Raw genomic sequence first — 20592 nt, forward strand, 5'->3', positions numbered from 1 at the left:
CTTTCGTCGCCATAGATTGCCCAATCAGCCAACTATGGTGCTCATCTTAAACCACAGTGGTTTAACTTGAGCGCCTGAAATGGAAGATTAGGCCAATTACAGTAATATTTCTAAACCCCGTGCCTACGTCGCGTGTCCGATACCCCGGGTCTCGTCGAGCCGCTGGGTAATATGCAGCACTGCCTCGAGCTCTGAGCAGCCCCGCTCGCGCATCACCCGCATGCGCTCGGCCTTCTCCTCACCTTCCGTGCCGGCCAGCGCCAGGTAGAGGCTCGGCGGTACCACCCGGAACAGCGCCTCCAGACGCCCTGACAGCACCACCCCTTCGGTGTATTTCTTGGAGACCTTGGTGGCGGAGGCCATCAGCTTGCGCTGGGTGGCGGTGAGCTCCTTGAAGCGGCTGACCTGCTCGATCTCGTCGGGGGGCATGTAGAGGCACAGCCAGAACTCGATCATGTTGAGCAGCTTGCGGGCCGCGTCCGGGAAGTCCTCGAGGTTCTGGGTGGCCATCCAGATCCAGTGGGAGAGCTTGCGCCCCATCTTGCCCACCTTGACCAGGTAGGGGCTGAGCAGCGGGTTGACGGTGAGCAGGTGGCACTCGTCGATGACCTGGACGATGGGCCGGCCGCTGTACTGGTCCCGCTCGGCCAGGTTAGTGATCATGTTGGTCACGCTGATCACCGCCAGGGCGAGTTGGGCCTCGTAGCCTTCTCTAGCGAAGTGGGCCAGGTCGATGATGGTCACGTCGCACTCTGGCCAGTCGCTGCCGGGCCGATTGAAGACCTCACCGTCGAAGCCGTCGCAGAACAGTCCCATGGCCTCACCCATGTCGTAGGCGCGGCGCTGCCGCTCCTCGGGGATGTCAGGGTCCCGTGAGATCGCATAGAGCGCTTCGCGCACGTCCTGGGTCATGCAGTCGCGGCCTTCATCCCGGCAGCGCTCCGCCGCCCGGTAGATGGCATCACGGACCATACGCCGGTCGGCGCGACGGAATTCCCGCTCCTCCTTGGGGTCCCCACCGGTGATCATCAGCCGGGCGGTGATCTCCATCTCGCCCAGCAGGTCGCGCTCCTCGTCGGGCTGCTCCTCTTCCTCCTCCAAGGGGGCTTCCTCGAAGGGGTTGGCGTCCTCGACATCTCGGGCCAGGCGCCGCTCCTCCACCTCGTTTTCCAGAAGCCGTGTGGCCGCCGCGAACGGCGGCAGTCTCGCCCCACAGCCCGGCGACAGCTTGACCTGGTTGACGCTCATCCCTTTGCGCTCGAAGTAATGGCCCAGCAGCCCGAAGCTGTTGCCCACCTCGATGATGAACAGGCGCGGGCGGTGCATGGCCATGACCTGACTCAGCACACCGTTCAGGGTGGCCGACTTGCCGGCTCCGGTAGGGCCGAACACCAGCATGTGGGCGTTGGCCGAGCGGTCCTCGAGGTTCAGCGGGTCGAAGCTGAAGGTCTCGCCGCCGCGGTTGAAGAAGGTCATCCCGGGGTGGCCGGTGCCACGGCCACGCCCGAACACCGGCGCCAGATTGGCCAGGTGGTGGACGTAGTTGAACTGGGTGTACCAGCGGTTCTTACGATCCTGCTCCGGATCGAAGTTCATCGGCAGCCAGCGCAGGTAGGTATTCAAGCCGGCGACCTCATCCTCAGGGTCCACCGGCGAGAGGTTGACCTGCAGCAGCTGGGTGGCCAGCTCCATGCTGCGCTGCTGAAGATCCTGTTCGTCCTCGGCCATCAGGTAGAAGGCGAGGGTGCTCTGGTAGAGCTTGTGGTTCTGGCCCAGATAGCGCCGAGCGGTCTCGCAGTCTTCGCGGACCTGGCGTGCCAGCACGCTGTCACCCAGCGCCTTGTGGTTCAGTCGGTTGATATGATCCTCCAGGGGCTCTTGAGGCGTAGCGACGATGGTCAGCACCGCCTCGGTGCCCTCGGGTAACTTGTCCATCAGCGCATTGCTCGCCTGCCCATCGGAGCGTCGCACCTCGCCGGTGAGGTGGCCCACCACCGGGGCTCGGCGCATCTCCTCCACCACCACGCAGCACTGGGGCAGCCCATCGAACCACCAGAGCCCCGTCTCGACATCGCCGCGGGGCGAGTTGAAGAGTATTCCCTCGGCCAGGTCATAGTTCCAGGCCACGTCAGCGGCCTCCTCGGGGTAGTCGCACAGGGCATAGAAACGCGCCGGGTCATCGGGGGCCAGCCGTGGCCGCGGATTGAAGCGCGGCAGCATCCAGCGGTGAAAGGCGCGTCCGTCGTAGCGCTCCAGGCGCAGGCCCGCACCGCGCAGCGCCGCGGCCAGTCGCTCATAGACCTGGTTGGCCGTCTGCTCGGGAGAGAGTCCCCGCTGGCGTTCCCCCGCCTGGCGCTTCTTGCCGAGCCAGCGGTAGAGCACCAGACGCGTGCGACGAGTCTGGCCCCGCCAGCGTGTCTGGGTCACGCCGTCGTCGTGGAACAGCCCGCCCGGCTTGGCGATGGCCTTGAGGTGGTCGGTCATGCTCGCCAGCCAGTCCTGGGTGAACTCGGTCTTCCGGGCCCGCGGCCGCACGTAGTCGCGCATGCGTTCCAGGTCGGGGCGGGCGTCGAGCTCATCCTTGACGTAGAGCTGCACCACCCAAGGGTGCTGCTCATACTCGGGCAGGCTGTCCTGGAAAGCCGCCTCGATCTGGTCACGAATCGCCTCCAGGGACTCCGGGGCGCGTCCCTCGGTGGCGATGGGGAAGATCTCGGCCACCACGCCCACCGAGACCCCATCCTCGAGGAGGAAGCAGCCCGACTCCGGCAAGTATTCCACCCAGGGCAGGTAGTTGCTGAAAGACGGCGCCCGGCGGAAGTGCGAACGCAGCTCGGCCACGGAGGGTGCCTTGCCTCGTGGCAGGCTCAGCGGCCGACCCTGCACGTCGTTGCTGAGCGCGGCCAGCGCGTCGGATTCGGTCGGCCTGGCCTCATGCTCACGGGCTAAAGGCTGGGTCGACAGCTCCTCGTCAAGCGACCGCCCTTGATCGATCACACCCGCCTTGGTGCTGCCAAACAGTCGGTTCATCAGGTCATCGAACTGGGACATCAGAGAGCCCTCCCGTCGACCCACTCTGCGGTGGGGCGTGCGCTCTCCCCGGGCATGGCGTATTGGATGCGCTGATAGAGGGGAAACACCGTCGAGTAGCCGGGAACCGGCACCTGCTCCATCCCGGCCAGATGAGGAAAGACATACATCACCAGGTCCGGGTTGGGCAGGCGGCGGAACTGGCTGTAGATCTCGTTGCCCACATCGCGGCTGTAGCGCAGCTGCTCCGTGACCATGTCTTCGCTCTCCAGCGGGCGTCGCAGCTCGCTGCGCACGTCCAACAGGCGGCGTTCGCCGGTACTGTGGCCGGCCTGGTGCTGCCAGATGTCCCTCATGGTGGTATCGCCCACCGGCATCAGCTCTTTCTGGGAGGTCGCACAGCCCGCCACCGCCAGGGTGGTCATCAAGGCCGCCAGCGGCATGGCGGCGCTACGGCAAATCGAGGTTGCCCGCACCGGAACGGTCATATCGCACCCTCCTTCCTTGGGTTTCATAGTCGATGGGCAGCTCACGCTCGATATGAATGGCCACCGGCTGCCCCGGCGGCACATAGACGGCATCGAAGGTCTGGCCGAAGCGCTCCTGCACCCACTCACGCACGTCCGAGACGCCCCCGGCCAAGGCCTGACTGGCGGCATAACGCCCGGAGTCGCCGGTAAGGCCGCTGACCACTCCACTACTGTCCACGCTGGTGGTCACCTCGTTCATGGCCATGGCATCGGCGCCGGCCTCGGCAGCGCCCAGGATGAAGCTGGTCAGCAGGAACTGCTGGGCATTGGTCTTGCGATCCCCGGGAATGCAGGGCAGCCCGCGCGGGTCGGTGAGCCAGCCGAGGATGGTGCGGTTCGAGCCGTCGCCCGAGTTGACGTCATCGGGAGCCGGCAGGGTGCGCACGGTGCCGTCCTCGAAGACGAAGGTCATCGAGTTGACCTGGCCACGCACGCAGGAGAGCGTCCAATCACCGGTGGCGGTGCCGCTGACAATGGCACTCTCCACCTCCGGCAGGGTGACACCGTTGGCGGTAAGGTTGTCGCGGCCAATCACTACCTTGAATGGATAGGGGTCGTTGACCGTGCCATCGATCGGCACCCGGCCCAGCAGCGCCGTCATGGCCACCGAACCCATCAGGGTGGAGTTTTCCGGCAGGGTGTAGACGGGCTCCAGGGTGGGTTCATCGGGGCGACCGGTCACCCGGCTCTCTACCGAACTTGAAGTGCTCCGGGCCGCCTCGCCCAGCTCATTCGCCGCCTCACCGAAGCGGGTCGGGAAGGTGGTGTCTCCGCGCCCACGCTCCTCCTCCTGGGCGTCCAGGGGCTCGACCCAAGTCAGCGCATGCTCCGAGCCTGGCCCGGTGTAGGCGGTACCGGATGGCCCACCGCCCCCTTCCAGCCCCAACCCGATAGGCAGATCCTGGTCTCCCTGGTCATCCACCTGCCGACGCAGCTGGTCCAGCTGACGCTGAAGCGTGTTCAACAGTGGATTGTTCTGCTGCGTGCGCTGCGCCTCCTGATGCAGCCGTTCACGCTCACGGTTCAATGCCTCGTCGATGGCGCCCTCCACATCCTGGTGGCGGCTCATCAGCTGCTCGTTCTGGTCACGCAGTGCCTGGGTTTCGGCCTGGGACTGCTCCAGATCGCGACGCATTGCCTGGACGTGGCCCACCAGGGTGGCCACGGTGTCCCGTGGGGTATCCCCCTCGATGCCCAGCGCCTGCAGCTCGTCATCGGTCAGGCTTAGCGTCGGGTCATTCTCGGCGTTTTCTGCCTCAGGGTCGGCTTCGCCACCGCTCAAGCTGCGCACCAGAATCAGCAGCACGATCACCAACAGCCCAGGCACCAGAATCTTCAGCAGGGTGTTGCTGCGCAGCGTCATGAGGCGCCCTCCTCGGCGTCATCCGCCTCTTCCAGGGGAATCAGCGCCCTGTCCAGACCGCCGCGGCGGGTAACCAGGAATACCGTGGTGGTGTCCTCCATGGAGCCTCGCGGCGCCAGGTAGGGATGCATGAAGGTGGCGGAGTAGAACTCCCCCTGCAGCCAGCGCGGATCCATCTCGAAGGCGCGCTGCCGGTCGTTGTTCTCCAGCTTCACCGCGGTGACCATCCAGCCCTCGAGCCGCCAGGCGCCCAAGGGCGTGGCCGTCACCGGCAGCGACGGCAGCAAGGTGCTAAGGGACTCCGGCAGTCGCATGGGAACGCGTGAGACGCCGCGCAGGGGCTCGATGGTCCGTTGCGGCGCGTAGAGCGACTGGGCCGCATGCCGGGTCAGCAGCACAGGCACCGGCATGGAGGTCGGGTGCTGGGCCTCGCTGCCTGAAGCGTCTTTCGACGATGAAGAGGCCTTCGTCACCTGCGCTCCGCTGCTGCCCGAGGCAGAGCTGGCCGGGGATGCCTCTCGACTGTCCACCACCAGGATCTCCTCGCTACTCGCTCCCTCCTCGGCCGACAGGTCCAGCAGCAGCACGTCGCCGGTCTCCACGTCCTGCACCCGCACCCGCTGGGTGTCGAAGGGATCGAAGGCCTTGAGATAGAGCACGCCTCCTGTGCTCTGGACGCGCAGCACCTCGGGGTTGGCCAACGCCTGAGGCAGCCCCACCCGCACGTTGCGCTCCAGGGTGACGATGCGCTCCTCGTCTACCGGCAAGGGAATATCCAGGGGCCGGCGCTCCCAGTGCATGACCTCCACCGCCAGCGCCTCACCGGCGAATAGAGCGGTGGCCAACCAGGCCAGCAACACGAGCTTCATGACTCGCCTCCTTGCTCCTGTGCGTCTGGTACAGATAGCCGCTGGGGAATGCCATCGAAGCAGTCCACCTGCAGCCCCCAGGGGTTGCGCTGGGGGTCGACGTCGGCACGCACCACCCGTAACGGGTAGCGAATGAACAGGTCGCGCACCGGCGTGCCCGCGTACTGCTCGTCGATGGCCATGTCCAGGGTCACTACCCAGGCGTCGCGACTGAGGATCTCTACGGCTTCGGGACGATAGCCTCGCCCGGGAATTTCGTAGATGCCGCGTACCCGGCCGGAAAGCTCCTGGCGACGATCGCGGTCCTCGTAGTCCTTGGCCAGGTAGCGCTGACAAGAGGGGGTGAGGAACGCCGAATAGGCCTGCAGGTTGCGCCGGTAGTCGGTCTGGCCATCGGCGGGCCAGCGGTTGATCTGCTGCCAGACATAGAATCCGAAGGCGTAGACGCTCGACGGGTCGACCTCCCACCAGGCGCGGGTACTGCCGGAGCGCAGGTCGGGCGGGTTGTGAATGGTCAAATTCTCCGGGGCCGACTTCCAGCCCCACCACAGGCCGGCACACAGCAGGGCCAGCACCAGGATGATGAAGCGCAGGGTGGTGATATGGGCATCCCGTGCGCTCAGCGCGTGACGAAAGCGACTCATGGTCGTCCTCCCGGTTGGTAGCGCATCCGCCGCCGGGAGTAGGGGCCGGAACGGGTGATCAGGGCGTCGGCTCCCCTGAGACGGATGCCCTGCCGAGCGAGACGAAACTGTAGGCTGCGGTAGAGCCAGGAGGCGGGGCGGCCACGACGCATCCGCCGCATCACGGCGCCACCGAAGTAGAGCGCCATGCCGGCACAGGCAAACGCCACGGTCGGCACCATGGCGATGGCTCCCAGCAGCCAGGCGCCGATCGCGCCCGGCAGCAGGCCCGCGGCCACTCCGCCCAGAGCCATCATCCCAACCTCGTGCCCGGTCATGCCCCGGAACACCACCGGTGCGGCGTTCAGGCGGGTCGGCAGAAAGTCGAGGCGGTTCGCCATCAGAGGATCTCCGCGGCCTTGGTCGCCAGCCAGATGATGGCGATGATCAGCACCACCCCGACGACCACCACGACCCCGAACTTCGACCATTCACCGCGCACCCGGGCCTCGTTGAAGGTGGCAATGGCGGCGATCGCGACGATCAGGAACGCCACCGTGGCCAGGATCAGGCCGCCCAGGGCGCCAAAGTCATAGAGATAATTCTGGAGCGTTGTGAGAAGGCCATCGCCCTCCCCCCGTGACGGCGCCTCCATGGTGGGAAGCCCCTGCGCCATGGCCTGAGCCGGAACTAGCCCTGCGGCGAGACCTCGGGTACGGGAGAAGAACGAACGCACGGTAGTCATAACGAGCTCCTTGTTGAATGACGGAGAGTGCGAGGCCGGCGACCTCAGAGGAAAACCCAGAACATCACCACGACCAGGAAGACGGCTCGCAGGGCGGCAAAGCCGAAGTCGTCACCGCTGACGCGTCCCTTGGCGTAGCCCCGGTAGGAGGAGATGGCGCTCCAGCACGCCCATAGCAGCACCACGGTGCAGCCCACCCCGGCAATTAACGTGTCCAAGGGTGGCGCATCGAAGCCGGCACCGGCGGCGAAGGCCTCCATCAGCGCAGCTCCCGGAGGTAGTCCCCGGCAAGCGGCGCCGGCCGATGAGGGGGAAGACGCGGAGGTGACAGCACTTCATCGATGCCCTCGGCCACCGCCTTGATGTCGTGACGCAGGCGCGGCACGTCCAGAAAGACGCGGGAGGTGTGGGGGTCGAATTCACCGACGCGGTTCTCGAGCCGGTCCACGATGCGCTGGATCTGGGCCAGTTGGTCCTGGATCAGGGCCAGATCCTGTCGGGCAATCTCATCACGCATGCCGTCGCGCTCGCCTGCATGCGTGGCACCGAACGGAACGGTCAGCAGCGTCAATAGCAGGGGCGACAAGGCACGTGGCAAGCGGCGAAGCGTCATGGCAGACAGTCCATCCGTTGGCTGGGATTGCCGTCATCCTGTCGCCCGCCAGGGTGCAGCGCAGCAGGAAACCATAAGCGCCGCACACGACGTTTATCTGTGCCAGCTCAACTCGGTACTCATGGAAACGTCGGAGCTCACACAGGCTCCGGCCAATGGCTGCGTAGATGTGGGAAGGCCTCAGAGGTACTTCTTGAAGGAGCCCGTGGCGATGCTGATCAGCAGGCCAAACAGCGCCGCGCAGGGCAGCAGGAAGGCGTTGGGGTGGACGGCAAAGGGCACGCTGAGGTAGAGCAGCCAGCCGACCACGAAGATCGGTGTGATGGCCCGCTTGGCATGGTGGTAGATAAACGCGGACTCGCGTCCCGCGCCGAATCGACGCAAGTCGCGGCGCACCAGACCGTCGACGAAGCCGACCAGGGCCGCCAGGGCGAAGAGCGGCGAGGTCAGCAGCAGGATGACCACCCGGGTCAAGGTCATCAGCGTGACGTAGAGGGCCGCCTGCAGGTAGGTATGCAAGGTACCCAGCCATCCACCCTGAGTGGCGTTACTCTCCAGCCATCCCGAGATGCCGCTTCTGATGAACAGCCAATCGTAGGCGCCGGTAACGGCACCCGTGGCCAGTGCCACTGGGTCCGAAACCAGCAGCGAGCGTGTGAATTGGGTATCCAGCCGGGCCACCTCCGCTTCCAGGGTCTCCAGGGCGTGCTGGGCCCCAGGCTGGCTCCACCACTGCCAGTAGATCCCCGCCCACTCGACCAGTACCGACATCAGCAGCGAGACCACCAGCACCGCCAGGATCTGAAATGGCAGGCCGAACAGCGTGGCCAGCCAGCCGCGCCTCGTCTCCTGGGCACGCTCTGCGGTGGCCATCTCAGTGCACCCTCACCGGTGTTAGCGAGCAGAGTAGCGACCAACGGCGGTCGTGATAGTGCAGAATCAGCCGCCCCTCATGGGGGTGCTCGCCCTGTTCCCACACCGGCGAGAGCCCCTTGCGATAGGCGCGCTGGGTCAGCTCGACGCGATCGATACCGATGACCACGTAATCGAGCAGCCCGAACAGAGCTTGAGGCAGCTCACTCAGGGAGCCGCTCTCCAGGGCGACGCTGGAGACGATGGCGGTTGCTGCAGCGTCAGCCGTCATGGGCACTGTCTCGATGTTCATTTCGGTTCTCCATTGCTTGAGACGTGGGTTGTTCGTTACCCACTACGGAGAGTTCTGTCCCCAGGTCACTCAGCTCCAGGTTCACCGGCGGTGGCATCACCGCGGTCCACCACTGCTCGCCGGTGGTGTAGTCGCGCTTCATGCGCTCGGCGAGTTCGGCGATGCTGCCGGGGATATCCTCGTGCTTGTCGGGTAGCGGTAACGGCATGCGCACCTTCCAGAGCTGGCCACCCTCGAGCAGGGCGAAGGCCTGCCCCTTGGGCAGCGAGACCACGTCCGCCGGCTCGATCATCGGCACCTGCACGGTGCTGATGCGGTCGCCGCCACTGCTGGTGAAGTCGATATCGTTGGCGATGTCGCTGGAGTCGGAGGCCATGCTGACCAGCATGCGGGTAGCCACATTGACCTGGCGCAGCTGGCGGGTCAGCAGCTCGGCGGTCTTCTCCTCCCGCACCCGCAGCATCACCAGATTGTTGAAGTTGCCCACCACCTGGCCGGCCTTGGCGGCATTGCCGATGCGCGCCTCGATGTCGGAGAGGGTCTGGGTGTAGGCGGTGACCTGGATGCCGGCCCCGCCGCCCTTGTTGATGAGCGGAATGAACTCGTCGCCCATCAGCTCGTTGAATTCGTCGCAGTGCAGGTTGATCGGCACCTTACCCATGCGCTTACCGTTCACCACCGGCAGGCCGTCATCGATGCCGTGCTTGTAGATATGCCCCGCCACCGAGACCAGGTCGGCGAACATGGAGTTGCCCACCGCCTGGGCGACCTCGAAGTCGCTCATGGCATCCAGGCCCACGTAGACGATGCCGCGCTTGCGGATGATCTGCTGCCAGTCGATGATCGGCCGGGGGTCTTCGATATCCTCGTAGTCGGGCGAGAGCAGCTCGGCGATACGCCCAGTGGTCAGCTTCTCCAGCAGCGGCAGCAGGGAAGCCACGATCTTGTCGAAGTAGGTCTTGTCATAGCGCACGGCGCTGCGCAGCCCCTCGAGCACGGCGTCCACCACCTTGATCTGCTGCAGATATTGCTCGATGGCCACCACCCGCTTGTCGCGCCCCTGAAACTGGCGGGGGATGTTCTTGTCGTTGAGCTTGCCCTCGATGGAGGTGATCCGCTCCCAGGCGTGCTGGTCGTGGCGGGTCAGGGTCTGCTGGGCGTACTCGATCATCAGCCCGTCGATGTTCACCACGTCCGAGAGGATCTGCTCGTAGGTGGGGCGTTGCCCCAGGGCGTGGCGGGCCCGGGCCACGATGTTGACGAAGCGCCAGGCGAACTCGCGGAAGGCGGCGCTGTTGCCCTCCCCGGAGAGCTGGCCGGCGAGCCGGGTCGCTACCTCGGAGATGCGCCCGAAGCGGCCCACGGCGTTGTAGCGAGCGGAGATATCCGGCCAGCCCAGATGGAAGACGTAGAACTCGTCGCCGCGGCCCGCCCGCTGAGCCTCGGCATACATGCGGATCATCAGGTCGGCGTCGCCCTTGGGGTCGAAGGCGATCACCACGTCACCGCGATGAATGTCCTGAGTGATCAGTATCTCGGCGAGCCGGGTCTTGCCGACCCGGGTGGTGCCCTCCACCAGGGTGTGGCCGACCCGCTCGCCTAGGGGCAGGTAGACATCGCGCTCCCTCCACTCCACGGCGTGCAGTGCCGCCATGCCACCTACTGGCGGCAGCGGGCGCACCGGGTTCCAGGGCACATCCGCGGCGAGCAGCTTGACCAGCGGCCGGCCGGCAGCATAGCGCTCCAGCCGGTTCTCCAGCCCACGGGCCCAGCGGTAGGCCAGCCCCGGGTGCAGATAGCGCTGTACGTGGGGCTGCTGGCTCTCATGGAGCCGCTGGGTGTGGCGCGCCTCCCACTTGAAGCCCTTGCCCATCCATAGCAGCCGCTGGCTGACCGGAATCTGCCGGCTGCGCAGGGCGAAGCGCGGCAGGCGCTTCATATTGCGACGGTAGCGCAGTACCACCCAGGCCTGCCGGGCACGCCACAGCCCGAAGGCAGAAAAGCCCGCCGCCATGCCGTAACCTACGCTCGGCGACAGGGCCAGCGACCAGGGCGCCATGATGCAGAGCACCGCACAGGCCAGGCAGACCAGGGCGGTGTTAAGCTCTACCGCCGGGCGCAGCAGCGCCTCCAGGGGGTGTGTCTGGTTCATCGCACGCTCCTATTGCTCCAGCCCTTGGGCGGTCACCAGCACCGGGTAGTGGGCAAGGCCCAGCCGGCCGGCCAGGTCATCCCCCGGTGTCGGTCGTAGCTCGAGCCCCGGCGCCGCCTTGCGCAGGCACTGCAACCCCTCGGCCGTGGCCACCTCGACGACCAGCCCCACGGCATTGAGCTCGCGCAAGATCGCTCCTCGGGTCTCCAACCAGCGCAGCGACAACGGGTCGTCACCGACCAGGAAGAAGGGCGTCATGCGGCTGGGCAGCTCGAGCGGGCGAAAGCGCACCTCGCCGGGCGACAGCCGCTCACTGGTCACCGGCAGCATATCCGCCTCGCCGAACGGCGCCGGCGCTCGAGGATCCGGCGCATAGCCCTCCTCCTCCGGTATGCCGGCCATGCCGATGGCCACGAAATAGGGGCGTGCCGGCTCCCCGCCGTGGTCGGCAAGTACCTCCAGGGAGGGCCGCTCGACCAGAGACATCTGGGGCATCGTTTCCGCCTGGGCGCCGGCTGCGGCGAGCCCGAGAACCAATTCAAGCCCCGTCACGGCGTACAGTACTCGGCGATAGCATTCACGCTGCAGCATCAGTCGAATCTCCCTCAGTTGGCTGCCAGCTGCCGCTGGCGAGACGTACTCAGCCGTTCGAGCTCAGCGGCGACGATGCGGCGATAGCGGGCCGCCGGCTCCCCGCCAGCGGGACGGTGATAGCGACCGGCCGCCTGCACCCAGTCCCCGGTGGCCTCATAGTGGCCGCGCAGCAGGCGGGCCGCCTCCTCCAGATTGGCGTAGGGGTTCAGGGCATCGCAGGGTTGAGTAAAGCGCTTGCCGGCACCAAACAGCTGAGGCTGCCAGCGCACATTAAGCTGGGTGATTCCCACGTCCACGACGCGGGTCTCCTGCAGGGCCAACGTTAGCGCCTCGCAGGCCGCCTGGCGGGTCGCGAAATGAGAGCCCACCCCCGCCACGTTCAGGGTCCATGGCCAGGGCCGGCGCCCCGCTTTCAGGCTGACCACCGATTCCGCGGTGGCCACCGCGTAGAGCACTTCGGGCGGGACCTGATGCAGGCTGGCGGCATCGAAGTAGGCCGGCGGCACCGGTGACGCCGTAGCCGGCGATGACAGCACTGCCAGGCCAACCGCCATACTCCCCATCCAATGCTTCAGCCTCATGCCTACCCCCTCCCTCACCTGGGATAGACCTGGGGCAGTGACCTCGCGGCAATGCCACGCTCGGGGTCCGGCTGGCCGTGGTTGAGGGTGATGTCTCGTGCCCGCACGCGGTCAGCCGGTACGCCCACTCGACGCGCCCAGTCGCGTATCACCGCGTCGTCGCCGTCACTGTCGAGCACGAAGATATCCATCTGTGCGCCCTGGGCCATCAACTCGCTGACGGTACTGTCACAGCGCTCGCACTCTTCGGCCGCCACGTACACCGTCAGGCGGGCCTGTAGTGCGCCCTCATCGGTAAAGTGAAATGCCGAGCGCGGCCGCAGGGTGAACTCATCCACGGGCATCTCATCGGGGTAGAGGCGCTGCCAGGCCTCGTCGTAGGCGCGCTGGAAGGCCAGCTCACGCTCGGTGCGAGCGCGCTCCACCTCCACCAGCAGCTCTGCATAGCGGCGGCGCTCCTCGGCGCTGCGTGCCTCGACGCCGAGTGCGGTGATGGGATCCAAGTTGGGCGACCAGATCCCCCGGGGACCTTCCATCAACGCCTCGTAGCGCTCCCAGTCGCGCTCAGTCAGACCCCAGATCTCGGCCTGCTCCGTGCGCGTGCGAGTGCGCTCGCTCTCGAGCATCCGCTGCGCCTCCTGAATCACGCCGGAGGCATCGGGGCGGCTATCCGGGATGGACTGGGCATAGGCCTGGCTCCCCAGCAGCGTCATAGCCACGGTCGCCAAAGGCAGGGCAGCGCGTTGCATGAATGTCATCGCAGGATCTCCGGAGGCATCAGGGAATCTGTACGTCGACCGAGTGGCCGTTGTGGCGGAAGACCGCATGGGAGCCGCGAATCGCCGACAGCTCCCAGCCATCCTGGCGATCGCCCACGCCCAGCAGCCGGATGTCGCGCAGGCTCGACAGTCCATTGGGTGACACGCCCACATAGGGGTGGCCACCGCGGGACTCGACGCCGGTGACCTGGAACGGAGGAGACGGCGGGGCCGCTGACCGCGACGCCTGGCTTGCAGGTGCAGGGCGTGGCGCGGCCTGCTGACGCTGGCCCTGCTCGAGGCGCTCGCTCAGCGTCTGGATCTGCTCGTTCTGGGCGGTGATGCGCAGGTTGAGCTCGCTATCCAGGCGGCTCAGCGTCTCGGCAAGCTCGGACAGGCGCGGCTCGAGCGGATCCAGCTGCTCCAGCTGCGCCTGTGCGGCAGTGATATCGGCGGCATTCTCCTGCCCGCGCTGCTCGGCTCGCTCGAGACGCTGGTCCAGCTCCGCCAGGTGCTGCTCCAGCACCGTCTGCTGCGATTCCACTCGGGCGAGCGCCTCCTCCAGCGGCACCACCGCCTGCTGCACCTGGGACTGCACCAGAGATTCCACCGGCACCTCCTCAGGCGCCGGCCTCAACAGCAGAGCCCCCGACACCACGGCACCGGCCAGGCTGACCGTCAGCAGGCCGTAGAGGGCCTTCCTGCTGCCCTTCCCTGCCCCGAACTTGCGGCGACGCTGCGGCTCCGTCGGCTTGTGGTTGGGCGACAGCTCGGTAGGCTCACGCATCGCTCACCTCCGCCACTGCTTCGTTGCGCTCGTCACGGCTGTCGTCGCCGTGCCCCGGCGCATAGCGGATATCCCGCACCTGGTAGCAGACCTCTCTGGCGACAGGGTCGACCTCCAGCTCCCAGGCGTCGCCGCCCAGCACCTGAAGGGCTTCGCGCAGCGGCATCGGGCCCAGCCGGTAGTGGGCCGCCGGCAGCGGCTTGCGGTAGAGGGTGCGCTGGGCGGGGCCGGGCGCGGGGCAGAGCGAATAGCCGGTATGACGCAGGGTGTGATGCAGCGCATCCTCCACGGTGGTGGTCATGGATGCCGGAATGCGCACGTCGATGGTCTGCTCCAGGAGGTAGCGCTGCCCCAGCGAGGCCTGAGTGGCCACCAGCTGGTAGCGCCCGGTGCGAATGACCTCGACGGAGGGCAGCTCGTCGCTGTAGATGTCCGGGGTCACGGCCTCGGTCGTCGGCGGGTTGGGTCCGGTGACCACGGCCCGATGCCGCTCGCCGTCTACGTCGAAGTAGGGCAGCGAGAGCACCAGAGGGTCGGCATTCAAGGGCTCGGGAGTCTGTGGAGGCTGATGGGCACAGCCCGCCAGCAGCGTGGTGGCGATCAGCGCAGCGGTAGAGAGGGTGGGAAGGTTGAGCATGCGTTGCCTCAAGGGAGTCCATTCAATGGCGTTGAGGCAGGAGGTTCTCGGGTTTGCGGGGGCGGGTCGATTGGAAAGCGTAATCAGGCGGGGAAAGGAAAAACGCCCCGGGGTGGGGCGTTCTTCGCAGGTTGGGAATCGTCAGTGCCTTGGCATGACGTGATGGTGCTCTAACCACCAACAGTGATCAGTCGAGGGGCAGGCCTGGCCATTTACCCCCGTGAGTCAGGATGTGCAGAATGCTGCCATCCGGGTCGTCGTGGCTATACTCGCCCCAGTAGCGGGCGCGGTAGTGAGCCTTGAGATCCATGCCGCGATCGATGCACTGCACGAAGGCGTACAGCTTCCCGGCGCTTGCGCTCAGGATATAGAAACAGACCGGATCTCGCGGATCGTAGAGCAGTTGGTTAACTTCAACTCGCATTGTCTTCTCCAGCGGACTGTCATCGCCGAGAAGAACCTCCCAGCCGGGGAGGTGACTCCCCGGCTGGGTGGGTTGATAGAAATCCTGTGGATCAGTGCATGGCCGGCGAATCGAAGGAGCCGGCCGCTTCTCCCGAGAGGGCAGCGGCGTAGCCATTGCCGACCTCAGGCTGCTCCGCTGAGGCAGCGGATCTGTCGTTACCGGCACCCTGCTCGTCGCGGCGGGGCGCCTGGTAAACCATCTCGCCATTCACCTTGATCCAGCTGATGAACAGCAGACGCGCCTTGAGACTGACGCCGGTCTGGCCCGCCTTGTCGCCTCTGGAGTAGACGAAGGTGTCCGTCCAGAGGTCGCCCAGCTTGAAGCCCACCAGCACCTTGCGACCTTGATACACCGCCTGACGGCAGCGTTTGACGAGCGCTTCGGCCTCATGGCCGCTGATCCGGCAGTCGAAGCGGGTATAGCCCACATCGTCCGCGGGGCCGTTCAGGGCGGCGATATCGCATGCCCAGAACGCGTCTCCACGCTTCGGCCTGACCTCTCGGATGCGGTTGAGGTAGCCAAGGCCGGTGATATGCAGGTCGAAGAAGCCAGTGGTAGCACTCTGGTGAGTGGAGTTCGTCATGGAGTGTCTCCTCGGTGGGTTGCAGTTTGCACCCGGGAGACACTCGCCCCCTGCGGGAAGTCGAGTGGCTTCCCGGGTGGGCAAGGGGTGGATTCAGACGCTGGCTCAGCCCATCAGCACGCAGTGGTGCCGGGAGCCGGCCAGGGTAGTGTTGCAGCAGTCGCAGGACGCCGTTGAGAGATCTTCGTCTTGCTCGCTATCGCCGACGACGAGGGTGTTCCCGTCGCGCTTCGCTGCGGCGATGGAGTGACGCACCTCCCGCTCGCGGGCGGCTGCGCTCTCTTCATCCAGGAAGTGATCCAGCCCGGTGGCATCATCGTTGGCGATGATCATCAGGCAGTCGGGGCAGACCATGAAGTGGTCGTCAACAATCGTGGCCATGGGGCATTCCTCCAGATTCCAGGGGGTCCGCCCCCCTGGGGAGGCATCTCCCCGAATGGGTGGTAGCAGTGGCATCCAGCCCTGGCGGGCGGCCTCGTCTCGGGATGCGCGAGGCCTTGGGAAATGGCGTGCCGCCAGGCGGCGCACCTTTGAAACGCCTGGGTGCCTGGGTGTCTCGGTTGGAGCCGGTCGAGACCACCGGGCTGCCAGCGGCAGCACTTGCACACTGGGAGGCTGCCCGTCAGCTCGGCAGCATCTCCTCGATATCCTCACTCGCAAGACGCGGCACGCCACGTCTTGGGATTGAAGACCATAGAGGGCATCAACAGGGTCGTCGCCGTACCGACAAGCACCAGGATGTCCGCCATGCGACTGGAGCCAAGGCATGTCCCTCGTTGCCATGCTTCGCTCACGGAGGCACCCGAATCTCTTCGCGGACGCATTCGGTCGATCAAGCACAGATCCCTGTACAAAGGGCTCCCGTTGGTGATGCGGCGGGCTCCGCAGATGGGCAGGCGTTTCCGGCGTGGAAACGTCAACCGGCCTGCCGGCTACCCTGGATCAAGGTAGCTGGCAGGCCGGTCGCCGTATGAGACGGGTGGCCAACCAACCAAGCTGGCCTAGGACTAAGGAACCTCGAACCCCGACTGTTGATGATGCAGTGTGAGCCGTAAAGGCGGGATGGGGCGTATTCGTCGCGCGAGGTGCGAATACTTCGGGGGAATGAGCGTTGGCGCTCAAAGGGCGTTGCGTGATGACCGTCAGCAACCAACGGGGTGTATTCATATTATTGAGGCTGCCCTCTCCACGGTCAAGGCGATACCGCTTTACGCCTGCTATCGGAGCCCTTCCTGGGCGCCTTATCGCGCAGCATTCCCTTACACTCCGGGTAGCGCGTGCAGCCCCAGAAGGCACCGTATTTGCCTTGGCGCTTGCGCATGGGCGCCTGACACTCCGGGCACCTCTTGAGGTCTTGCTGAGGCATCGTCACCGTAGCTTCCCGCGCATGCTGGACCAGCTTCTCAACCATGCCGGCTTGTCGCACCATGAAGTCCTGCAGCACCAGGCGCCCTGCCGCGACGTCATCCAGCGCCTGCTCCCAGAGCGCCGTCATTCCGGGGTTGGTGATGGCAGAGGGCAGTGCATCAATGAGCTGCTGGCCGGTCGGGGTGGAGACCAGTGCGCGCTTCTGCCGCTTGATGAAGCCCCGCTTCAGCAGCGTCTCGATGATGCCGGCCCGCGTTGCCTCGGTGCCGATCCCGGCGGTCTCCTTGAGGCGGGCCTTCAGGCGCTCGTCTGTCACGAACCGGGCGGCATGCTTCATGGCGGCGATCAGGGTACCTTCGGTAAACGGCTTGGGCGACGCCGTCTGCTTGGCCAACATCTCGAGGTGCTGCGCCTTGCATGACTCTCCCTCGCTCAGGGCCGGCAGCGGGGGTGCCTCCCGGTCTTCCCCGCTGCCCTCGTCCGACGCCGCTCGAGGGAAGAGCAGGCGCCATCCCTCCACCCTCACCTGCCGTCCCGAGGCCAGGAACGCCTCACCCTCCAGGTCCACCCCCACCTCGGTCTGATCATACTCGTGAGCCGGCAGGAACTGGGCCAGGTAGTGGCGACGAATCAGGTCATAGACGTTGCGCTCGGCGTCACTCAGCTTGGCCAGGTCACATACCACCGCCGTCGGGATGATGCCGTGGTGGGCGGTGATCTTGGTGTCATTCCAGACGCGGCTCTTGCGACACGTGTCCAGGCGCTGGCGAAGTGGCGACAGCGTCTCATCCGAGTGCAGCAGCATCGTCACGATGCGTTCAGCATCTCCGAGCTGCGACTCCGGCAGGTACCGGCAGTCGGTTCGCGGGTAGGTCGTGGCCTTGTGGGTCTCGTAGAGCGCCTGGGCAATGTCCAGTACCTGCTGGGCACCGTAGCCAAAGCGGCGCGAGCCCTCCTGCTGCAGCGATGACAGGTCCATGACCAGCGGCGCCGCCTCCTTCTTGTGACTCGTCTCGAGGTGGCTTACACGCCCCTGCTGCCCGGTAGCTCGCTGAGTCAGTAACCGGGCGGCTTCCTCGCTGATGCAGCGCCCGGCGGCATCCAGGATCGAGGCGTCACGTGGCTGCCACTTCGCCTGGAAGGTACCGCCCGCCGTCTGGAACTGAGCCACGACTTCCCAGAAGGGTTGGGGCACGAAGTTCGCAATCTCCCGGTCGCGATCCACCACCAGCCGCAGCGCGGGCGTCTGCACGCGCCCCACCGAAAGCACGCCCTGGTGCCCCTGCCGCTGGGCCAGCACCGTATAGGCCCGGGTCAGGTTCATCCCAACCAGCCAGTCGGCCCGACTACGCCCCAGCCCTGCAAGATAGAGCGGATAGGTCGCCTCCCCGGACCTGATGCTGGCCAACGCCTTCCGGATCGAGGCATCGTCCAGGGCCGAAAGCCACAGGCGGGTCACCCTCCCCCGGTAGTCACAGTAATCCAGTAGCTCGCGGGCGATGGTCTCCCCCTCCCGATCGGCGTCGGTGGCCACCACTACCTCGGTCGCCTGGCCCAGCAGCTTCTTCACGACACCGAACTGCTTGCGGCCACTCTTCTTGACCTCCATCTTCCAGGTCGAGGGGAGAATCGGCAGCGCCTCCAGGGACCAGCGCTTGAGCGCCGAGTCGTACTCCTCTGGCGGCGACTGCTCGAGTAGGTGACCGAACCCCCAGGTCACCACGTTCCCGCCGCCGTTCAGGTAGCCCTCGCCACGCTGGCCAGCACCTATCACACGGGCAATATCACGGGCCTGCGAGGGCTTCTCGCACAGGAATACACGCATTGGCTCATCTCCCTCATGAACGTCGAGGGCAGCATGGCAAGTCCATAGAGGCGAGCGAAGAAAGAAAGGAAACGTCAGCGATGCGGCTTTGTACCACCAGGCATCAGGCTTTCGCCATCAGCTCAGCAGCGTCCATGACGTCACCCAGGAGAAACAACATCTGGGTGCCAGACGAGCCGGCGCCCCTGACGATAGGCCGGGGTGGCGCATGGCCGCGAAGGTCGCGGCCATGCCGAAGGGCATGCTTGAGCTCGGTGACACGGACGCCGAGCAGCTGAGCTGCATAGCCAATGCCGATCCACTCGTTTCTCAGCTCCCGTGATGTCACCAAGTGCCCTCCTCCCTGCGTTAACGAAGCGCCGTGCGGAAGCGCTGCTCGAGCACCTCGCCCATGGCATCTCCATCGTACCTGGCATTGGCAGTCGGCAGGTGCTCCACGTTGATACGAGAGCCGCTACCGTCGCGCTGAATTTGGACCTTCAGCACGAGAGAGTGCTCACCACCGTTGACGGTCTGTCTGGCGTAATCGCTCATCTGATAAAAGGCGCCGGGCGTGGCATCAAAGTGCCATGCATTATCCATCATCGCCCACTGGTCAGAGTTACTGTTCGGGTTGAAGTCCGCCTCCGAGCGGAATCCGAACTCGGAGCGCACCCTCGCATAGGCCGTATCCACGTCCAACGGCGACGCCATGCTGAACCGCCCATGCCGATTGCCTGCAGCTGTTCCCTGGTCCCGGCCAGCTGCCACAGCGTCTTCTTCGATAGCAGGCTGCTGCTCGGGATCGTAATTGATAGGCTGCCCCGTCACCGGGTTATTGATGCAGGTCAGGCAGCGCCCTTGAGAGTAGAGGTGGTCCTGAGTGGTACAGCCCGCTGCCACAGTCACAATAGCGCCAAGCCCAACCCAACACAGGACTCTCTTCGCCCCCTTCATCGCTCTCCTCCTTGATTCATCCATGATCACGCAGCGGTTATTCCCCGTAGCCTTCCTGGCTCGCTCCCGGGCCGCTGGCATATTGCTCCGCCGGCTGCTGGTGGCTATGGGGGGTATCCATGATTACCTGAGCCACCCGATGAGGCAAGATGGCCACCCGCTCAGCCTGCACCTTGAAGGCCGTGCGCGTCTCGCCGTTCTGCTCCCAGCTGTCCTGAACCATCTTGCCCACCACCACGACCCGCATCCCTCGCTGATACAACCGCGACCACCGCTCTGCTTCCCGGTGCCACCACTCCACGTCTGCCCAGAAACCACCGCGATCCACCACTTCCCCATCCTTGGGGACCAGGTTATCGAACCGCACGTTGAGCCTGAGCAGCGTGCGGGGCGGCTGATTGTCACGCACGGGGAAGGTCCTGACCTCGGGGTCACTGCCGATATTTCCCTCACCGTAGAAGCGTGTGCCCATGGGTATCCTCCTTGGTCATTATCGCTGAAAAGAGACCGCATGTTCGATATCCGCTAGCGCCTTACCAATTCGCTTGATCGACCAGTTGATCGTGGCCGCCTTGGCATTGAACACGCAGCGCTGGACTTCTAGGTCGATGACGGATTGCCGCATCGCCTCGGATATGTCATCACGTGACAAGAACGTCTCCAGCAGCCAAAGCCCCATGCTTCTCTGCTTATTATCACGCCACTGAAGCGTTCTGGCCGGAATGCCTGATTTGCCCCAAGGGGTCAGCCAGAGATCGGTCGATTTCAGCAGACCGCCATTCGCCTGAGACGCCATATCGATCGCCTCCTGACGAGCCACTCTTGCCGAATCTTCCAGCTCATCACGTAGACGAATCAGCTCTCCCTTACCCTTAAAGGGTTTTAAAAAACCCTTTGCGTAGCTGTTGAATGCGTCATTGCCATAGCTGTTCGATGCGGTATTCAAGCTGCCCCCTCACTCACTCTC

At 65.4% G+C, this 20592-nt stretch carries 25 protein-coding genes; all 25 read right to left on the minus strand.

The window, feature by feature from the left end:
* Positions 1 to 123: 123 nt before the first annotated feature.
* The 25 genes from ACOMD9_RS17595 to ACOMD9_RS17715 all read right to left on the minus strand — a co-directional run bounded on the left by ACOMD9_RS17595 (position 124) and on the right by ACOMD9_RS17715 (position 20571).
* Positions 124 to 3051 (minus strand): conjugative transfer ATPase, encoded by a 2928-nt coding sequence (locus ACOMD9_RS17595; protein WP_421417285.1) that lies wholly within the window; start codon positions 3049 to 3051, stop codon positions 124 to 126.
* On the minus strand, positions 3051 to 3518 hold the full coding sequence (locus ACOMD9_RS17600; RefSeq protein ID WP_421417286.1) for a TIGR03751 family conjugal transfer lipoprotein: 468 nt from the start codon (positions 3516 to 3518) through the stop codon (positions 3051 to 3053). The genes ACOMD9_RS17595 and ACOMD9_RS17600 overlap by 1 nt, the downstream gene beginning before the upstream one ends.
* Entirely contained in the window at positions 3481 to 4923 is a 1443-nt protein-coding gene (locus ACOMD9_RS17605) for a TIGR03752 family integrating conjugative element protein (protein WP_421417287.1), read from the minus strand. Before ACOMD9_RS17605 ends, ACOMD9_RS17600 begins: the two co-directional genes overlap by 38 nt.
* Positions 4920 to 5792, minus strand: coding sequence for a TIGR03749 family integrating conjugative element protein (locus ACOMD9_RS17610; protein ID WP_421417288.1), 873 nt, complete (start codon positions 5790 to 5792; stop codon positions 4920 to 4922). The genes ACOMD9_RS17605 and ACOMD9_RS17610 overlap by 4 nt, the downstream gene beginning before the upstream one ends.
* Complete coding sequence (locus ACOMD9_RS17615) at positions 5789 to 6436, minus strand: PFL_4703 family integrating conjugative element protein (protein WP_421417289.1); 648 nt, start codon at positions 6434 to 6436, stop codon at positions 5789 to 5791. The genes ACOMD9_RS17610 and ACOMD9_RS17615 overlap by 4 nt, the downstream gene beginning before the upstream one ends.
* The gene (locus ACOMD9_RS17620; protein ID WP_421417290.1) at positions 6433 to 6816 is read right to left on the minus strand and encodes a TIGR03750 family conjugal transfer protein; all 384 of its coding nucleotides are present in this window, start codon (positions 6814 to 6816) and stop codon (positions 6433 to 6435) included. Before ACOMD9_RS17620 ends, ACOMD9_RS17615 begins: the two co-directional genes overlap by 4 nt.
* Positions 6816 to 7160: a TIGR03745 family integrating conjugative element membrane protein gene (locus tag ACOMD9_RS17625; RefSeq protein WP_421417291.1), complete on the minus strand. Its 345-nt coding sequence runs from the start codon at positions 7158 to 7160 to the stop codon at positions 6816 to 6818. The genes ACOMD9_RS17620 and ACOMD9_RS17625 overlap by 1 nt, the downstream gene beginning before the upstream one ends.
* A gap of 44 nt (positions 7161 to 7204) precedes the next feature.
* Positions 7205 to 7420 (minus strand): TIGR03758 family integrating conjugative element protein, encoded by a 216-nt coding sequence (locus tag ACOMD9_RS17630; RefSeq protein WP_421417292.1) that lies wholly within the window; start codon positions 7418 to 7420, stop codon positions 7205 to 7207.
* Positions 7420 to 7773, minus strand: coding sequence for an integrative conjugative element protein, RAQPRD family (locus ACOMD9_RS17635; RefSeq protein WP_421417293.1), 354 nt, complete (start codon positions 7771 to 7773; stop codon positions 7420 to 7422). Before ACOMD9_RS17635 ends, ACOMD9_RS17630 begins: the two co-directional genes overlap by 1 nt.
* Positions 7774 to 7953: 180 nt before the next feature.
* Positions 7954 to 8646, minus strand: a complete 693-nt coding sequence (locus ACOMD9_RS17640; protein ID WP_421417294.1) for a TIGR03747 family integrating conjugative element membrane protein — start codon at positions 8644 to 8646, stop codon at positions 7954 to 7956.
* Between the two features lies 1 nt (position 8647).
* Positions 8648 to 8938, minus strand: coding sequence for a hypothetical protein (locus ACOMD9_RS17645; protein WP_421417295.1), 291 nt, complete (start codon positions 8936 to 8938; stop codon positions 8648 to 8650).
* Positions 8907 to 11090 (minus strand): type IV conjugative transfer system coupling protein TraD, encoded by a 2184-nt coding sequence (traD, locus tag ACOMD9_RS17650; RefSeq protein ID WP_421417296.1) that lies wholly within the window; start codon positions 11088 to 11090, stop codon positions 8907 to 8909. The genes ACOMD9_RS17645 and traD overlap by 32 nt, the downstream gene beginning before the upstream one ends.
* Positions 11091 to 11099: 9 nt before the next feature.
* Complete coding sequence (locus ACOMD9_RS17655; RefSeq protein ID WP_421417297.1) at positions 11100 to 11585, minus strand: integrating conjugative element protein; 486 nt, start codon at positions 11583 to 11585, stop codon at positions 11100 to 11102.
* A gap of 110 nt (positions 11586 to 11695) precedes the next feature.
* Positions 11696 to 12265 (minus strand): transglycosylase SLT domain-containing protein, encoded by a 570-nt coding sequence (locus ACOMD9_RS17660; protein WP_421417298.1) that lies wholly within the window; start codon positions 12263 to 12265, stop codon positions 11696 to 11698.
* A gap of 14 nt (positions 12266 to 12279) precedes the next feature.
* Positions 12280 to 13023, minus strand: coding sequence for a TIGR03759 family integrating conjugative element protein (locus ACOMD9_RS17665; protein WP_421417299.1), 744 nt, complete (start codon positions 13021 to 13023; stop codon positions 12280 to 12282).
* A 19-nt stretch (positions 13024 to 13042) separates the two neighbouring features.
* Positions 13043 to 13810 (minus strand): type II toxin-antitoxin system HicA family toxin, encoded by a 768-nt coding sequence (locus ACOMD9_RS17670; protein WP_421417300.1) that lies wholly within the window; start codon positions 13808 to 13810, stop codon positions 13043 to 13045.
* Positions 13803 to 14447 (minus strand): PFGI-1 class ICE element type IV pilus protein PilL2, encoded by a 645-nt coding sequence (pilL2, locus tag ACOMD9_RS17675; RefSeq protein WP_421417301.1) that lies wholly within the window; start codon positions 14445 to 14447, stop codon positions 13803 to 13805. The genes ACOMD9_RS17670 and pilL2 overlap by 8 nt, the downstream gene beginning before the upstream one ends.
* 187 nt (positions 14448 to 14634) lie before the next feature.
* A complete protein-coding gene (locus tag ACOMD9_RS17680; protein ID WP_421417302.1) occupies positions 14635 to 14871 on the minus strand; it encodes a hypothetical protein in 237 nt (78 codons plus the stop codon).
* Between the two features lie 91 nt (positions 14872 to 14962).
* Positions 14963 to 15496, minus strand: coding sequence for an STY4534 family ICE replication protein (locus ACOMD9_RS17685; RefSeq protein WP_421417303.1), 534 nt, complete (start codon positions 15494 to 15496; stop codon positions 14963 to 14965).
* Between the two features lie 105 nt (positions 15497 to 15601).
* Positions 15602 to 15877 carry a hypothetical protein gene (locus ACOMD9_RS17690; RefSeq protein WP_421417304.1) on the minus strand — a complete coding sequence of 92 codons (276 nt, stop codon included), beginning with the start codon at positions 15875 to 15877 and terminating at the stop codon, positions 15602 to 15604.
* A gap of 811 nt (positions 15878 to 16688) precedes the next feature.
* Positions 16689 to 18689, minus strand: a complete 2001-nt coding sequence (locus ACOMD9_RS17695; RefSeq protein WP_421417305.1) for a DNA topoisomerase III — start codon at positions 18687 to 18689, stop codon at positions 16689 to 16691.
* A gap of 103 nt (positions 18690 to 18792) precedes the next feature.
* A complete protein-coding gene (locus ACOMD9_RS17700) occupies positions 18793 to 19017 on the minus strand; it encodes a hypothetical protein (protein WP_421417306.1) in 225 nt (74 codons plus the stop codon).
* 20 nt (positions 19018 to 19037) lie between these two features.
* Complete coding sequence (locus tag ACOMD9_RS17705; RefSeq protein WP_421417307.1) at positions 19038 to 19625, minus strand: hypothetical protein; 588 nt, start codon at positions 19623 to 19625, stop codon at positions 19038 to 19040.
* Between the two features lie 37 nt (positions 19626 to 19662).
* Positions 19663 to 20097, minus strand: coding sequence for a single-stranded DNA-binding protein (locus tag ACOMD9_RS17710; RefSeq protein ID WP_421417308.1), 435 nt, complete (start codon positions 20095 to 20097; stop codon positions 19663 to 19665).
* A gap of 18 nt (positions 20098 to 20115) precedes the next feature.
* Positions 20116 to 20571: a DUF3158 family protein gene (locus tag ACOMD9_RS17715; RefSeq protein ID WP_163559732.1), complete on the minus strand. Its 456-nt coding sequence runs from the start codon at positions 20569 to 20571 to the stop codon at positions 20116 to 20118.
* Positions 20572 to 20592 lie beyond the last annotated feature (21 nt).

Source organism: Halomonas terrestris (assembly GCF_049166755.1).
Classification (GTDB): Bacteria; Pseudomonadota; Gammaproteobacteria; order Pseudomonadales; family Halomonadaceae; genus Halomonas.

What these genes read in the sequence shown, in the direction of transcription:
- ACOMD9_RS17655 (WP_421417297.1), bottom strand. Translation starts at nt 11,585, where the DNA reads ATGCCCCAGATGTCTCTGGTCGAGCGGCCCTCCCTGGAGGTACTTGCC.
- traD (WP_421417296.1), bottom strand. Translation starts at nt 11,090, where the DNA reads ATGAACCAGACACACCCCCTGGAGGCGCTGCTGCGCCCGGCGGTAGAG.
- ACOMD9_RS17660 (WP_421417298.1), bottom strand. Translation starts at nt 12,265, where the DNA reads ATGAGGCTGAAGCATTGGATGGGGAGTATGGCGGTTGGCCTGGCAGTG.
- ACOMD9_RS17695 (WP_421417305.1), bottom strand. Translation starts at nt 18,689, where the DNA reads ATGCGTGTATTCCTGTGCGAGAAGCCCTCGCAGGCCCGTGATATTGCC.
- ACOMD9_RS17595 (WP_421417285.1), bottom strand. Translation starts at nt 3,051, where the DNA reads ATGTCCCAGTTCGATGACCTGATGAACCGACTGTTTGGCAGCACCAAG.
- ACOMD9_RS17630 (WP_421417292.1), bottom strand. Translation starts at nt 7,420, where the DNA reads ATGGAGGCCTTCGCCGCCGGTGCCGGCTTCGATGCGCCACCCTTGGAC.
- ACOMD9_RS17645 (WP_421417295.1), bottom strand. Translation starts at nt 8,938, where the DNA reads ATGAACATCGAGACAGTGCCCATGACGGCTGACGCTGCAGCAACCGCC.
- ACOMD9_RS17640 (WP_421417294.1), bottom strand. Translation starts at nt 8,646, where the DNA reads ATGGCCACCGCAGAGCGTGCCCAGGAGACGAGGCGCGGCTGGCTGGCC.
- ACOMD9_RS17605 (WP_421417287.1), bottom strand. Translation starts at nt 4,923, where the DNA reads ATGACGCTGCGCAGCAACACCCTGCTGAAGATTCTGGTGCCTGGGCTG.
- pilL2 (WP_421417301.1), bottom strand. Translation starts at nt 14,447, where the DNA reads ATGCTCAACCTTCCCACCCTCTCTACCGCTGCGCTGATCGCCACCACG.
- ACOMD9_RS17600 (WP_421417286.1), bottom strand. Translation starts at nt 3,518, where the DNA reads ATGACCGTTCCGGTGCGGGCAACCTCGATTTGCCGTAGCGCCGCCATG.
- ACOMD9_RS17690 (WP_421417304.1), bottom strand. Translation starts at nt 15,877, where the DNA reads ATGGCCACGATTGTTGACGACCACTTCATGGTCTGCCCCGACTGCCTG.
- ACOMD9_RS17625 (WP_421417291.1), bottom strand. Translation starts at nt 7,160, where the DNA reads ATGACTACCGTGCGTTCGTTCTTCTCCCGTACCCGAGGTCTCGCCGCA.
- ACOMD9_RS17670 (WP_421417300.1), bottom strand. Translation starts at nt 13,810, where the DNA reads ATGCGTGAGCCTACCGAGCTGTCGCCCAACCACAAGCCGACGGAGCCG.
- ACOMD9_RS17685 (WP_421417303.1), bottom strand. Translation starts at nt 15,496, where the DNA reads ATGACGAACTCCACTCACCAGAGTGCTACCACTGGCTTCTTCGACCTG.
- ACOMD9_RS17705 (WP_421417307.1), bottom strand. Translation starts at nt 19,625, where the DNA reads ATGAAGGGGGCGAAGAGAGTCCTGTGTTGGGTTGGGCTTGGCGCTATT.
- ACOMD9_RS17665 (WP_421417299.1), bottom strand. Translation starts at nt 13,023, where the DNA reads ATGACATTCATGCAACGCGCTGCCCTGCCTTTGGCGACCGTGGCTATG.
- ACOMD9_RS17615 (WP_421417289.1), bottom strand. Translation starts at nt 6,436, where the DNA reads ATGAGTCGCTTTCGTCACGCGCTGAGCGCACGGGATGCCCATATCACC.
- ACOMD9_RS17680 (WP_421417302.1), bottom strand. Translation starts at nt 14,871, where the DNA reads ATGCGAGTTGAAGTTAACCAACTGCTCTACGATCCGCGAGATCCGGTC.
- ACOMD9_RS17635 (WP_421417293.1), bottom strand. Translation starts at nt 7,773, where the DNA reads ATGACGCTTCGCCGCTTGCCACGTGCCTTGTCGCCCCTGCTATTGACG.
- ACOMD9_RS17620 (WP_421417290.1), bottom strand. Translation starts at nt 6,816, where the DNA reads ATGGCGAACCGCCTCGACTTTCTGCCGACCCGCCTGAACGCCGCACCG.
- ACOMD9_RS17610 (WP_421417288.1), bottom strand. Translation starts at nt 5,792, where the DNA reads ATGAAGCTCGTGTTGCTGGCCTGGTTGGCCACCGCTCTATTCGCCGGT.
- ACOMD9_RS17710 (WP_421417308.1), bottom strand. Translation starts at nt 20,097, where the DNA reads ATGGGCACACGCTTCTACGGTGAGGGAAATATCGGCAGTGACCCCGAG.